The organism is cf. Phormidesmis sp. LEGE 11477, from assembly GCF_015207105.1.
Taxonomy (GTDB): Bacteria; Cyanobacteriota; Cyanobacteriia; order Phormidesmidales; family Phormidesmidaceae; genus Phormidesmis.
Map to the genome: position 1 here is coordinate 1 of NZ_JADEXO010000084.1, position 13,617 is coordinate 13,617.

12 protein-coding genes are annotated in these 13,617 nt (G+C 48.8%); 4 read left to right on the forward strand and 8 right to left on the reverse strand.

All coding sequences use genetic code 11. The annotated features are described in order from the left end of the window. A partial coding sequence (mug, locus tag IQ256_RS20115) for a G/U mismatch-specific DNA glycosylase (protein WP_370623500.1) occupies positions 1-557 on the forward strand: 557 nt, incomplete at its 5' end. Positions 558-954: 397 nt separating this feature from the next. Further along, positions 955-1,917, forward strand: a complete 963-nt coding sequence (locus IQ256_RS20120; protein ID WP_193857348.1) for a DUF4114 domain-containing protein — start codon at positions 955-957, stop codon at positions 1,915-1,917. Positions 1,918-2,043: 126 nt separating this feature from the next. Here the strand turns inward: IQ256_RS20120 and def are convergent, their stop codons facing one another. The 3 genes from def to IQ256_RS30110 form a co-directional block, all read right to left on the reverse strand. Beyond that, a complete protein-coding gene (gene def / locus IQ256_RS20125) occupies positions 2,044-2,598 on the reverse strand; it encodes a peptide deformylase (RefSeq protein ID WP_193857349.1) in 555 nt (184 codons plus the stop codon). Positions 2,599-2,600: 2 nt separating this feature from the next. Then, positions 2,601-3,971 (reverse strand): HhoA/HhoB/HtrA family serine endopeptidase, encoded by a 1,371-nt coding sequence (locus IQ256_RS20130; protein WP_193857350.1) that lies wholly within the window; start codon positions 3,969-3,971, stop codon positions 2,601-2,603. Between the two features lie 77 nt (positions 3,972-4,048). After that, entirely contained in the window at positions 4,049-4,171 is a 123-nt protein-coding gene (locus tag IQ256_RS30110; RefSeq protein ID WP_255516222.1) for a hypothetical protein, read from the reverse strand. Between the two features lie 452 nt (positions 4,172-4,623). Between IQ256_RS30110 and dnaA the strand changes: the two genes are divergently transcribed. After that, a complete protein-coding gene (gene dnaA, locus IQ256_RS20135; protein WP_193857351.1) occupies positions 4,624-6,000 on the forward strand; it encodes a chromosomal replication initiator protein DnaA in 1,377 nt (458 codons plus the stop codon). Positions 6,001-6,695: 695 nt separating this feature from the next. Next, complete coding sequence (gene dnaN / locus IQ256_RS20140; RefSeq protein ID WP_193857352.1) at positions 6,696-7,832, forward strand: DNA polymerase III subunit beta; 1,137 nt, start codon at positions 6,696-6,698, stop codon at positions 7,830-7,832. Positions 7,833-8,229: 397 nt separating this feature from the next. Here dnaN and IQ256_RS20145 read toward each other — a convergent pair whose 3' ends face one another. The 5 genes from IQ256_RS20145 to IQ256_RS20165 all read right to left on the reverse strand — a co-directional run bounded on the left by IQ256_RS20145 (position 8,230) and on the right by IQ256_RS20165 (position 13,262). Next, positions 8,230-8,664 (reverse strand): Fur family transcriptional regulator, encoded by a 435-nt coding sequence (locus IQ256_RS20145; RefSeq protein ID WP_193857353.1) that lies wholly within the window; start codon positions 8,662-8,664, stop codon positions 8,230-8,232. Positions 8,665-8,755: 91 nt separating this feature from the next. Further along, positions 8,756-10,855, reverse strand: a complete 2,100-nt coding sequence (locus IQ256_RS20150; RefSeq protein WP_193857354.1) for a hypothetical protein — start codon at positions 10,853-10,855, stop codon at positions 8,756-8,758. Positions 10,856-10,960: 105 nt separating this feature from the next. After that, entirely contained in the window at positions 10,961-11,491 is a 531-nt protein-coding gene (locus IQ256_RS20155) for a hypothetical protein (RefSeq protein ID WP_228025105.1), read from the reverse strand. Then, on the reverse strand, positions 11,457-11,900 hold the full coding sequence (locus tag IQ256_RS20160; protein ID WP_370623502.1) for a hypothetical protein: 444 nt from the start codon (positions 11,898-11,900) through the stop codon (positions 11,457-11,459). Before IQ256_RS20160 ends, IQ256_RS20155 begins: the two co-directional genes overlap by 35 nt. A gap of 51 nt (positions 11,901-11,951) precedes the next feature. Beyond that, the gene (locus IQ256_RS20165; protein WP_193857355.1) at positions 11,952-13,262 is read right to left on the reverse strand and encodes a hypothetical protein; all 1,311 of its coding nucleotides are present in this window, start codon (positions 13,260-13,262) and stop codon (positions 11,952-11,954) included. Positions 13,263-13,617 lie beyond the last annotated feature (355 nt).

Below are 13,617 nucleotides of genomic sequence, written 5' to 3' on the forward strand. Positions count from 1 at the left end.
CTCCCATGCCCCGCCCCACCAAAGCCGAAGTCGCCGCCTGCCAAGGCCAAACCATGCCAGACATCATCGCGCCCAATCTCGATGTGCTCTTCTGCGGCATCAATCCCAGCCTTTACTCAGTCGCCATCGGCCATCACTTCGGCAGACCTGGCAATCGCTTTTGGAAAGCCCTTCACAAAGCTGGATTTACGCCCAGACTCTACGATCCTAGTGAGGACGCCTCTTTAATAGAACTAGGCTACGGCATTACCAACATGGCCCCTCGCGCCACCGCCCGCGCCGACGAACTGAGCACAGCCGAAATCAAAGCAGGTCGCGACCTGCTTGCTGGCAAAATCCGAACCTACAGGCCAAAGTGCTTAGCGTTTTTAGGGATTACGGCCTATCGCACCGCTTTTGGCACGCCCAAAGCCAAAGTTGGACCGCAGCCTGATTGGGAAAATACGCCGATCTGGGCACTGCCCAATCCCAGCGGGCTGAACGCTCACTATCAGGTTGACGACCTGGCAGAAGTCTATAGCTGGGTCATCACTGCTGTAGAAAGCCACAGCTCGTAGGCAGCGGCGACAAAACTAGGGGATGTCGAGGCAGTAGGCACATACTTCTCTCTAAATTCGGCTGATAGCGTTTCAGCGTATCTAGCGCTTTCTGAAAGCCGCTTTTCATAGGCCAAAGCAGTCAGGCGGTAGATCTACTGATGCGGAGCAAGAATTGTTAAGCAGACTACATTGACGCTTTCTTCTCTAAGGAAAACCACTGAAAAGGCAGTCGGGCTAGCAGGGAATAGTCTTGTGTGTATAGAGAATCTACGAGTAGCTGCAAACTATTTTCTATGAACAAACGCCGATTAAAAGGCAGTGCTTACAGGGTTTCACGGTTATTAAATGCTCATATCTCCGTTAAATTCTATGTATTCGTTTACACATGGCCTACTCCATCTTCACATACTCGATTATGAAAAACCCTTTCCTACGTATTGGCTTGCTGGCTGCGACCTCTTTCTCACTGTTGACAGCAACAGGTGCTAAGGCTGAGACGATCACCGAAAGTACTAATCTAAGAGAGGCCAATGTAGAACTCTTTGATCTGTTCAACGGATTAGTTAACGCTGAGCGCCTGGCTTTGGATGAGACAAATTTACCCGAGCTATCTGCTGATTCGCTGTACTGGGACCAAATCGGCAGCGATATTGATGTCTTCTTTATTAACGAAGGCGCAGGCTACAGAAACCAGCTCTTGTATTCTATGAATGGTGGAGAGCAAACGCTGCTGTTTGAAGATATTGCCTCGACCGAAAGTATTCGTAGAGAAACGGCCCGGCAGATTAGGAAGGCCGAGAACCAAATTGCAAAACTAGGTGCAGCAATTGCTGACCTAAAAGGAGAAATCGAATCTGGTACTCTAACGGAGCAAGAGCAAGCTAACAAAGAAAGACAGTTGGCTAACAAACAGGCTAGGTATCTAGAAAGAACAGAATCTCTGGTAGTAGAAAAAACTTTGGGGGATAACGGAGTAGGTACCATGAAGCTGGGTGATGGGAAAAGCATTGGCGGACTCTCTGGTGAGATTGCTTTTGACTTCTTTCTCAAGCAGGATGGCGCACGCTTTGCAGATGGCGATATATACGGCGCTGATCCAACCGCGAACGCAGATGGATTGCAGCACCTTGTCGCTAGAGAGCTCCAGTATGAAGGAGATAACTGGGTGCTACTTGGCTTTGAAGATCTGTACGGTCCACACACAGATGACGGCGGCACCTCTGATCGCGATTTTAATGATGTGGTCTTAGCAGTGCGCGGACTGCAAGGCGATCGCCCCGACACAGTCAAAGTTCCCGAACCGATGAGCGTGGCAGGTTTGTTAGTCTTTGGGGCGATGGGTCTAGCGCAGACTCGCCGCCGTCAGAACGCCAGTTAACCGATTATCGAGATCCGCTTGTTTGCCGCTTGAAGGCCGAATGCATAAGTGTTCGGCCTTTCCTTTGTTCCTATTGTGTCTGGTTTCCTTTAGATGGTCACGGACACTGACCGTAGAAGATTCGTGCTAACCACAAACAATTCGAGAGTGATATTCAGCTTCACTCATCAAGTCCAGCGTACTTTCTACCCTATCCAAAAAGACCTTGCCATTGATATGGTCGTACTCGTGCTGAATGATGCGGGCGACAAAATCGGTAAACGTTCGCTGCTGCTGCTGGCCATGGCGATCGGTGTATAGAACTTCTATCTCTTTTGATCGCTTGACTAGCCCGCGCAGTCCTGGCACGCTCAAACAGCCTTCCCACCCCATGACGACTGCATCAGAGTAGCTAAGAATTTGAGGGTTGATCATAGGCGTAGGAGCCATCTTCGGCGCGTGAAGATAGCGGATGTTTGGCCGCGAGGCAACAATAAATAGCCGCAGGCTCTGGGAGACCTGAGGCGCAGCAATACCGACCCCGTTACATTCAATCGTGGTCGAGATTAGATCGTCAATTAGCTGCTGAAAAGCAGGGTCTTGAATATTGCTGACGGCTTTTGCGGGCGATCGCAACACTGGATTTCCTAGCTCTGCAATGGTCAAACTGCCGGTCGAACTGTCGGTCAAACGGTTGGCCATAGCTATCGTCGTCCTGTCTGCACGGGATAGGGGCCGGGTCGCACGTCTAGATTGACGGTTCGGCCATTGCGGTTGAGCGTCAGGGCGATCGCATCGCCTAGGTCTGTATCCGACACAATCCGCTGTACTTCGTTCGCATCTGTGATGGTTTGATCATTCATCTTCTGGATCACATCGCCTTGGCGCAAGCCAGATCGCGCCGCTGGAGATCCCTGCACGATAGCCGCAATCACGACTCCAGAATCGGTCTGCAAGGGCGCATCAAACTCTTGACGAGTCTCCAGCTCCTCTTTTAGTTCCGGCGTCAGCGTGAGCATTTGAATACCCAGATAGGGATGATCCACCCGGCCCCTGCTTACTAGCTCACTCGCGATTTCTCTAGCTCGGTTGATCGGAATGGCAAAGCCTAGACCCTGAGCATTGCCGATGATAGCGGTATTGACGCCAATGACCTCGCCGCGCTCGTTCAGCAGCGGACCACCAGAGTTACCTGGATTGATGGCCGCATCGGTCTGAATGAACTGCACGCGCTTATCGGGTACGCGAATTTGAGCGCTGGTTCGCCCGGTCGCACTGATAATGCCAGCTGTGACCGTATTGTCTAGACCCAGAGGATTGCCGATTGCGATCGCCCATTCTCCCGGACGCAGCGCATCTGAATCACCTAGCGTTACCGTCGGTAGTTCTCTAGCATCGACCTTAATAACGGCCAAATCTGTCAGCGAATCTTCACCGATTACCTCGCCAAGCAATTCCCGTCCATCCTTAAAGGTTACGGTCACCTCATCTGCACCTTCTACGACGTGAGCATTGGTCACGATCGTACCGTTCGCATCTAGAATAAAGCCCGATCCCGTGCCTCTTTCTACACGCGATTGCGGCCCGATATCACCAAAGAAATCACGAAAAAAGGGATCGTCAAAGCCAGCGGGTAGACGACTTGTAACAGTGCGAGCAGAATTGATTCGTACGACTGCAGGGCCGGTTCGATCTACCGCATCCGCGATGAAATTAGCACCGCCTATCAGTCGCTGCGTACCTGTGGCCGCGCCCTGTGCGATCAAAGTCTCAGTCTGGGCGAGGTTAGAAGGAGTCTCTGGCGTGCTATAAAACTGGATCTCTTGGGACTGGGCCTCTTGGTATTGAGGCTGCTGAGCGGTAGAAGCGGTAGGGGTTATCTCTTTGCCAGTCACCCACAGCACGGTACTTGCACTAGCAGCAGTGACTAGTCCATATGCCAGCGCCTGTTTTAACCAAAAGCGCACGCGGCTATGCTCAGCTACAGAACCTTGGCTTTCCTGGCTAACTGAAATGTCAACAGAATCACTAGGTGTGATCGCAGGTTCACGTTGTTCTCTTTCAGGCTGCTTCATGTCCGGTTTTGATCCAGTTCTAAATAATCGTAATTACGTACTTTTCGTTCTAACAGAATAGCTAAGTATTTGTAGTGCTATGTAGTGCCAGTTTGAGCCGCAACAGTTTGAGCGCCAGATTTGAACGCCACCCGTTTGAGCATCATCAGCTTGAACAGAGGATTTGAGCCAGAAGCAGGATTAAGATAGCGCGATCGCACTTACCTCTTATCCGTTTTCCTATGATTTTCTCAAATTTCAAACACCTTCCAAAAAGTTTAAAAGTCCTTGAAACCCTTAACCATTCAGGCATTTTCACAGTCGATATGAAGTTCACTGCTACACTATCCACGGATATTGCACCCTTTTAGGACGCTATATCTAGTACGCTATAAGCTCCCCAAAACAATATCATCGAGTCCACTAAGCACGAGTACTCTGAAAATGGGCACTCCTAGCACGAGCACTCTAGACATGGGGCATTTTTAGTTTACTGCCTGTGTAAAGACGCAGCCAAGCCTTCAGCCAATCAAGCCCCTTTCATAAAACAGCTCTATTCAAACAAGGTAAGCTCACCTGATCTTTGACCAGGGACTAACCACATTTTTGTGTCGGTTCCATTATTTGCAGCAGACTTACCCGACTCTCATCCGCAAATGCTAGAGGTGGACCTGTGGCCGTCATCAAAGAAGATATTTGGAATCAAGTTTTAGAAAAGCTAGCTTTGCAGCTAAGCCCACCCACCTTTGAAACCTGGATAAAGCCCACAAAAGTTCAAACGCTCTCGAATGATCAGCTAGTGCTTCTAACTGATAATCCGTTTGCTCGCAACTGGCTACAAAAGCACTATCTGAGCCAAATCTCTACGGTTGCGGCAGAAGTTCTAGGTCACACTATTACGGTTACTGTCACCGTCAAAGATAGAGACGATGCAGACAAACCGCTCAGCCCTTCGGAAGCAGGAAGTGAGCCGACAGCCTCAGCTGATACGCAGGCAAAGGCTACGACAAAGGTCAATCAGAGCTCTTCTGATCTGAATCCAAAAGCTATTTTCTCAAGATTTGTGGTGGGTGCAAACAATCGCATGGCCCATGCGGCAGCGCTGGCCGTTGCCGAGTCGCCGGGCCGGGAGTTTAACCCTTTGTTTTTGTGCGGCGGTGTTGGACTGGGCAAAACTCATCTGATGCAGGCGATTGGGCATTACCGCATGGAGAGCGATCGGCAGGCAAAGGTTGCCTATGTATCGACAGAAACCTTTACTAATGACCTGATTGCTTCTATTCGCCGCGATACGATGCAGCGCTTTCGCGAACAGTACAGAGAGGTTGATGTCATCTTAGTTGACGACATTCAGTTCATTGAGGGCAAAGAGTACACTCAAGAAGAATTTTTTCACACCTTTAATACACTGCATGAAGCTGGTAAGCAGATTGTATTGGCGTCTGATCGCCCGCCCAACCAGATTCCTCGGCTACAGGAACGACTATGCTCTAGGTTTTCGATGGGCTTGATTGCGGATATTCAATCTCCTGACTTTGAGACGCGCATGGCCATTTTGCAAAAGAAGGCAGAGTATGAGCAGGTGTCGATTTCTCGGGAGGTAACAGAATATATTGCGTCTTCATACGTGACGAATATTAGAGAGCTAGAAGGCGCGCTGACTCGGGCGATCGCATATACCTCAATCTCCGGTCTACCGATGACCGTAGAGAGTTTAGTCCCAGTTCTCAATCCGCCAGTTGAGCGGGTAGATTCCTCGCCCAAATCGGTGATTAAAGCTGTTTCAGACGCTTTCAAAATTTCGTTGGACGACCTTAAAAGCAACTCTCGTAAGCGCGAGATTAGCCAGGCTCGGCAGGTCGGTATGTATCTAATGCGTAAGCACACCGACCTGAGTTTGCCCAAGATCGGAGACCAGTTTGGCGGCAAGGATCACACGACCGTGATGTATAGCTGCGATAAGGTCGCCCAGCTGATCAAGCGGGATCTAAACCTGGCACAGACCGTTCGAGAAGTGAGCGATCGCATCACCTTAGCGTCCAATAGCTGACAAAAGACGTATGTCAGGGGCTTCGGCACAAGGGCTGTAGATTAGCCCGTTGGGGATCAGTCCGCTATCGCTAGCGTCGGATACGTCCGTACGCTAGCTGACACTTTGCTCCTTTATAGAAAGTTATAGAAAGTGTTGCACTGCTAATAGAGTGTGTGAAGCGAAGTAGTAAACGTTAATAGACTAATCAAAAAGCGTTCAGAAGCTCGTAGTCCTGAACGCTTTTTGACTGCCCGAAATTTAAAATCAAAGGGCCACAGCTTACTATAAGCATTAAGAAATATGACTCGCACCCAAAATAGTCCTGTGGAAAACCCTTGTTTTCCTGTGGAAAACCTGTGGAAAGAATGTGAGGAACTTTTGTTCATTTGTGGAAAAAAATCCATTGCCCTCAAGGGCTGTGGAAAACGGCAGCTATTTTCCACAGGTTTTCCACAGTGGCAGATCTGGTGCAATGCTTCCCGTAGCTGAACGGGAACCTAGTTATACACACTTTCCCCAGCCCCTACTACTACTGTTTAAAATTAAACTTTAAAGAGATCTAAGTAGAAAAAGAGAACGCACAGCATTCAAAAAATCGCTGGTACCTCTGGTTGATTGACCTATTCCATTGGACAAGTAGGGTGATAGTATTGGGCATCTTTAGCCCCAACTCTTCTGTTAGTATCAGCCCCTTTCTCTTTACCTTTTAAGTAATGAAGTTCAGCTGCGCGCAAACCGAATTCAATGCTCAATTTTCGCTAGTTAGCCGAGCGGTACCCTCTCGACCTAGTAAGCCTGTTCTCGGTAACGTACTAGTGACTGCCGATGCCGATGCTCAATCAGTCACTTTGGTAGGATTCGACGAGACACTAGGCATTCAAACTACCTTTGCCGCTCAGGTTGACGAGAGTGGCGCTTTAACGCTTCCAGCCAAGCTGCTAGGGGATATCGTTTCTCGCTTACCTAACGAAGATATCGACATCAGCGAAGACAGTGATGAACCTGTCGTTACCCTCGCCTGTTCTGCTGGTCGATATCAGGTTCGTGGACTCAGCGCGGAAGACTACCCCAACTTGCCCGAGCTCGAAGTGACAGATGTTATTAAGGTTTCAGCCGATGCTCTAATCGAAGGGCTACGAGGGGCACTTTTTGCGACCAGCAGTGACGAGACCAAGCAGGTGCTGACGGGTGTGCATCTGACGGCCTCGGATGCCAGCCTAGAGTTCGCTGCGACAGACGGCCATCGTCTAGCTGTGGTCAACACTATCGATGAGACGGGCGCTTTTACACCAGACTTGGATATGACAGTTACGATTCCTGGAAAAGCGCTCAGAGAGCTAGAGCGTATTCTGCAAACCTATCCTAGTAGCGAACCGGTTGCCTTTCAGCTAGACGATACCCAAGTCGTTTTTGATCTCGGTCGCCAGCGAATCACTACGCGCCTGCTAGAAGGGCAGTATCCCAACTACAATCAGCTGATTCCGAAGCAGTTTGAGCGACAGCTAACCCTAGATAGGAAGCAGTTCGTCTCATCTTTAGAGCGGATTGCGGTGATAGCAGACCAGCGCAATAATATCGTTAAGCTATCGATTAACAATACGCAGCAGTCACTAGCACTTTCTGTCGAAGCTCAAGAAGTTGGTAGTGGCTTGGAAAACCTACCAGCCCAGGTCACAGGTGACGATCTAGATATCGCTTTCAACGTTCGCTATCTATTAGAAGGTCTGAAAGCCCTGCCCACTGCCGAAATTCAGATCCAGTGCAATACAGCAACTAGCCCGTCTGTTCTCACACCGTTGGGTGGAACAAAAATTACTTACCTAGTAATGCCCGTACAAATTCGTAGCTAGGTGCGTAGCCTTGAACTGAGCTACAACAGTGTTAACTCTCATGTTTTTTGCTAGAGCTTTGGGCTAATTTATACTAGGACATTCGGTGCTTATCTGGAGGTCAAGCATGTGCCGACTTTCAGGTTTACCTAGAATGCGTCTTGTCAATTAGCGATTAAACAGGAGACGAAACATGACTTTAGTGCTTGCAGTTTTAACATTCGGCACGGTCTTAGTGCTCTTTAGTAGAGATGTGTTGAGTAGTTGAGTTCGCTACGAACTAAAGCTATCTTCTAGAACGAGTTTTGCTAAAGCTTTGCTAAACCTAGAACGACGATGCGATCGCGTTGGCCACTTGGCCCGCAGTAGCATCGTCGTTTTTATAGCTAGCATATTGTGGATGCATACAATGCTATGCCTAGGTCTTCGTACCAAAAAACTCAATTCTGTAGTCCGATACTTTTATACCTGTCTCGGCTTCTACAAAGGCCAATATTTCTGCAGGCAACTCAACATTAATATCGATGATCTTTTTCGTGTCAGTGCAGTTGACGTGGCTATGGGATGAGTTGCTATGGCCGTATAACCTCCCTTCCGAACGCTCCACGCACTCGATGATGCCTTGCTCTGAGAGCGCTTCTAGATTTTGATAGACCGACGTATGACCGATTTCTCTGCCCTGCTGGTTGAGACGGTCGTATATCTCCCTAGCGGAGAGGTGATCTTTGTCCTCCCAGAGCAGCTCTAAAATGTAGCGTCGTTGTCGGCTCAAGCGCATGCCTAAGTCCTGACACCTCTTGATAGCTTCGTCTAGGGAGTCTATGGATGCTGGCAGATCAGCGGAAGTTTGCATGGTAGTGTCTGGTTTTTCTCGCTAAGCCGTAGTCACTTCCACTTTAGCCTTAATAATCGATAACTGTCTATCGACCAGAGCTAAGCTCTGCCTACTTTTGAGGCAAAACTCTATCTTCTACCCTATAAATCGGGGTTCTTTCTACAGCAGCATTCTCTGCATCAGCTTCCCGTGCTTCTACGTCGGCTGTTTCATGAGAAAGCGCACCGTCTTGTAGCAATTTGAGGCGCTGCTGACGAGTCTTTTCATCTGACTCGATCTCAGATAGCGTTACCTCCGATGACTCGGCTTCAGCGCTATCTGGCTCGCCTGTCAACGCAACCGCTTGGGATCCATCGAGGCTACTGGCCTCGTCGGTAGCTGCATTCTTCTCTTCTGCACGGAGTTCAAAAATATCTGCTGCAGCGCTGATAGGTTCGGTGCTCTCTACTTCAGCGGCCTCCGCTTGTTCATCGCTTCTTATCCGTTCTTCCTCTGCCTGGGTCACAGACATTAGTTCGTTAGTCGGGTTGCCTGCAGCACTCAGATCGTGGTTTCTAGAAGAGGGGGCTGTAGAAGTGGCCGCCTCAGAAGAGACTATCTCAGCAGCCGCCGCCGCCGAAGACGTTGATGCTGACTTCTCGTTAATGAGTAAGTCGTTGGCTGATGAGCCATTAACTGGGAGTGCGAACGATACTGCTTGGTCTGATCTGTTGGAATGTGCATTGCTACCAAAAGTTTGTGCTGCAGAAGATTGTGTCGGTAGGCTATCTGTGCCGTCAGACCTTATACTCTCGGCGCTGCTTGGGTTGGTATCTGCTAAGCTGATACGCTCTAGGTTGGCGAGCGAATCACTTTCTTGTTCGTTTGAACCGAAAGCCTTTAGCGCTTTGGAGATGGCTACCATTCGTCTCTCTTGATCTCGGCTGATACTGTAGACGTTGTTGCCTAAACCAGGTGCATTCCAAGTGCGGGTATCCGGGTCTCTATAGGCATTGGTCCTAGCCCAGAGTATGGCTTCTTCTCTTGGCATTTTCAGCCGACGAGCTTGGGCAAGTTTCTCTATATAGCCCCCTCTGTCTAGTGCGGCTAGGGGCGCTTGGTTTGCCAAATCTAAGGCATTTAGCTTTTCTTCTAGGGATAGCTGAATGCCTTGCTGGGTAGCCTGCTCTTCTATTTGATCGCCCTGACGCTTGAGGCGCTGGAGCTGCTTTCTATCGGCTTCTTCTGGGCTGTTAGCGCCGTGTTGGTATGAGAATGTGCCAAGGTTCCACACTCCGTTACCAGGATCAACATGACCGTAATAGGCGCTGGTGCGATCGCCACTCCAATGCCGGGTTCCTTCGGCGCTGCCAACGGTACGGGCTACTAGAGAATCACTGCCGTCTTGAAATATCCAGCTATCCAAGGCAAAGCTATCAAAGGAAACTGCCTCAGCGGTGGTTGTTTGGGAATTGGCGACCTCATCTGCGCCGTCAGAGACTGTTGAATCGGAGAATGTTGTTCCCATTACTGATGCGCTGAGGACACTATCTGTATCGTTCAGTATAAATGAGAGTTCTGCTTGATCTAAAGATGTCTTCTTGGAGCGATCGATCTCAGGGCTTGCGGAGCTTGATAGGTTCTCTAGATTTGAGTCTACGATCCTCGGTTTTAAGAAATCGAATCTGACAGCCTCTGATGCTAGAGAAGGTGAAATGGCAGCAGTCGATGCAGTTGGAAGCTGGTCTGCGATCGCCACCTCGTCGCTTGCAAAGTCCAACCCAATACCGTTCACTTTTGAGTCTGCTATCGGCTCTAGCTCAGGTTTAGCAGGGTCATTCTTAGAGGGTTCAGTTTCAGCTGATTCACTCTTGGCCGATCTAATTTTGGCCGTCTCAGTCTGGGTTGATCTAGCGGAGATAGGTGGAAGGATTTCTGGGTGATAGGCTAGTGTGTCAGACCCGAGCGGAATAGGAACAGCGGGAACGGAGAGATTGTTGCTTTCCTCAGAGGTTTTGGCAACGCTGACTTCTTTTTGAGACTCTTCGGCAGCTACAGCAGAACTAGGCAAGCGTGAGGACAGCTCTTTGGCTTTGGCTTGGGAGGGAGATAGCTCGAAGGACAGACCCATACCGCTAGTCTCTGCAGCCTGAGCGCGGCGATTGAAAGTGGTCCAGCTAAACAGAGTTAGCAGCAGGCTAATAGCAAATAGGTGGGAAGATTTCAGCATCTTTGAACTCGCACAGTTTTTAATAGGGAAAGTATTTTCAGCGGTCAGTAGACGACGTCCGTAAATGGCAAATCGTCGGTGGTGATCGTAAATAACAACTATGTTCTATGATTCCAAGGCTTTTTCTAGAACGCCTCTAGCCGGTTCGACAATGATCCAAGTGCCATCGGGCTGTCGTCGAAGCGTGGCAAAGCTGAGGTAGCGACCTTTTCCAATTGTTCTTCCAGCTTTAATAGAGCCGTAGCTCACTTTACTCAATCCGCATAGTCGAAACAGATAGGCCGGAATTTCTGGCGTTGAGTACAGCGCGCATCTATCTAATTCACTTAGTTCTAAGTCTCCATCAAAAGGTGCTTTTATCTTTTTATCTTCTAAGTAAAGGGAGATATCCCCTAAGCTACCGGCCACTAAATTTCCAGCAATCTCGTCGCCAGGGTTTAAAGTCCATTGCTGCTGCAGTTGAATACTGCGAGACTTTGGCGCAGAGCGAGTCCTACAGCTAGTGAGCACAAGAATGCTAGAGAATAGCAAGATATGAAAAAGCAGTGGAAACTTCATGACCGTGTAGTAAGCAGAGCGCATAAAAACATAAAAAGATTGCTCAAAGCTTGAAATCATATCCTGCGTATTCACCATCTTCGTATAGGATAATGAACGTTTTGTCTGGGGCAAACTCAAGTGGGTATGCTTCTCTTTCTGACTCGACGCCAGCTCGAACATTGAGAGAAGCGAGCTGACAGTAAGGCTGCTCTACGATCTGACGAATGCGCTGTTTGCTTTCTCTTTCTGGGACGGTAAGTAGCTGGGCAAGCTGTTCTCTAGAGAGCTGTGCAGCGCTAATAATTTCTCCTGTACAGGCGGTTGAGAGCTGCTCAACGGCTTTACCCGGCCTTAGACTACGGGTAAACTCCAATGGATTACCGCTCAGCACCCTGATACCACTGAAGTCTATAAGAAGGCCAGCAAGCGCAACAATCAATCCGCCAGCAACAATCGGCTTGATAGCGGCGGCTGATTGTTTTTTCGATAGGGGGAACTGTAGCACGATATCGACTCCGAATGAACAAAAGAATAGTCTTCTGGAAAAGTGATGAGTTTAGAGGACGCTGCCTAAAACCAAACCTAATAGCGCTGCACCCGTACGATAGGTAGCGTTCATATCCATGGACTGTGAGAGAACGATTCGGTAGATAGAATAAGAGATAATGCTAACGAGTATCAGCATTAGTGGGATTTGAAAAAACGGATAGTTGAAGACAAGGTTGTTGAGAAGAATGCGTATAATCGTAGCGCTGACGATCCAGATGGTTGCATCTATCCAGGAGAAACTGCTGCGATCGCTAAGAGTAGCCGCTGACTCTACGGCACCACCCTCGGTGACTTTGCCCTCTACTACAGGCTGAACAAATACAGGTTGAATCTGGGCCGTGCGAGCTTTGTGTAGAACAGATCTCTGGGCTTTATCCTTTAGTCTGCTCTTTGCTTGTTGCCTGCTGATAGTTCCTTTAATGCGAACCAGCATCTGCCTACACAAAGCCGCACTCCGCTTCGCATGCCTAAGTGCTAGCCTAAAAGCCGACCCTTGGTTTGGTCCGCGCTTGCTACGTCTACGGGGGTTGGTTTGTTGACTATCGCCTATGCCACTGTGGTCTGACTGACTTTGTTGAAGACATTCAGAGGAATCAAGGTTAACAGTATCTGGGTGTAGGAAGGGACGCTTTGATGAAGTCTGTTGTCGTACATATGTGGCATTGACGATTGCTTCTGCCTCTGCGTGGCCTAGCCTAACAGTGCTTTGAGTGAGACAAAGCTTGCCGTAACTATCAATCTCAATATTAGGAATAGAGGCAGTAGAGGATTGTTCTATAAACTGATCGATAGCATCTAGCTGCGGATGAGTGTGAATACCTTTTCGGTGAAGGGCGAAAGCCGCTTTCTGGGCAGAGCGCTTTAAGCTTAATAAGTCGTGAGCCTGCTGCTGCGATCGCTCGTTGATGCTGTGTACTAGCGATGCGATCTGAGGTAGCTCTCTATCGATTAGGGTATTGGCAGATGGAGTACTGGCAATTGATTTACTAGCAATTGAATCGCTGGCAGTTAAATCATTGACTGCTAGATCATCGGCCTCGCTACAAGTAGCTCTATCTAAACTGGTATGAACGGTTCCATATGGCGAATTCCCTGCACGCTGTTTGAGTGTCTTGATCGCGATTGCTGGCGGTGTGTCCTTTGCTTTTTGTGGTCGGCGATCGCGGACTGCTTGTTGAGATCTGAATTTTTCTGCGGGCACTTTCCCCACCTGAGGATCTGCCCAAGGCGACATTGCCACATCACTCCTCGCCGGTTCAGCTTGAAGAGAATTTAGCTTTTCTCGAATTACCTGAAGTTCCATATCAGTTTTTTTCATATTTCCATACGCTAGCAGGCACAGAAAGAGAGAATAGAGTGCCGAGCTCTGTACTAATACAAGTGTACTATAACTTGATTGAAAATCAACTGGTGGATGCCAAACCCACATGAAGTTTTCTGATATTGCCTTGTTCAGGGGTTCGATATTAGGGCGCTAAAACATAGGCCGTCAGGGGTATAGGGTGTTCTTGACTCAATTGATCTATGTTGTGATGTTCCGATAACTAAACATAGGACTATACGTACTAGTACGCTAATGCTCAGTCGGCATAGACCTAGTACATTTTGCCTATAGGATGCTGTAACCACACCGAGCCAATCGTCCTTGGTTTTACTAGGTTAAATATTCAGTG

Bases quoted from the DNA above. Each gene is read 5' to 3' on its own strand.
- IQ256_RS20145 (WP_193857353.1), bottom strand. From the start codon at position 8,664: ATGCAAACTTCCGCTGATCTGCCAGCATCCATAGACTCCCTAGACGAA.
- def (WP_193857349.1), bottom strand. From the start codon at position 2,598: ATGGCCAACCGTTTGACCGACAGTTCGACCGGCAGTTTGACCATTGCA.
- IQ256_RS20150 (WP_193857354.1), bottom strand. From the start codon at position 10,855: ATGCTGAAATCTTCCCACCTATTTGCTATTAGCCTGCTGCTAACTCTG.
- IQ256_RS20120 (WP_193857348.1), top strand. From the start codon at position 955: ATGAAAAACCCTTTCCTACGTATTGGCTTGCTGGCTGCGACCTCTTTC.
- IQ256_RS20165 (WP_193857355.1), bottom strand. From the start codon at position 13,262: ATGAAAAAAACTGATATGGAACTTCAGGTAATTCGAGAAAAGCTAAAT.
- dnaN (WP_193857352.1), top strand. From the start codon at position 6,696: ATGAAGTTCAGCTGCGCGCAAACCGAATTCAATGCTCAATTTTCGCTA.
- IQ256_RS20130 (WP_193857350.1), bottom strand. From the start codon at position 3,971: ATGAAGCAGCCTGAAAGAGAACAACGTGAACCTGCGATCACACCTAGT.
- IQ256_RS20155 (WP_228025105.1), bottom strand. From the start codon at position 11,491: ATGGTGAATACGCAGGATATGATTTCAAGCTTTGAGCAATCTTTTTAT.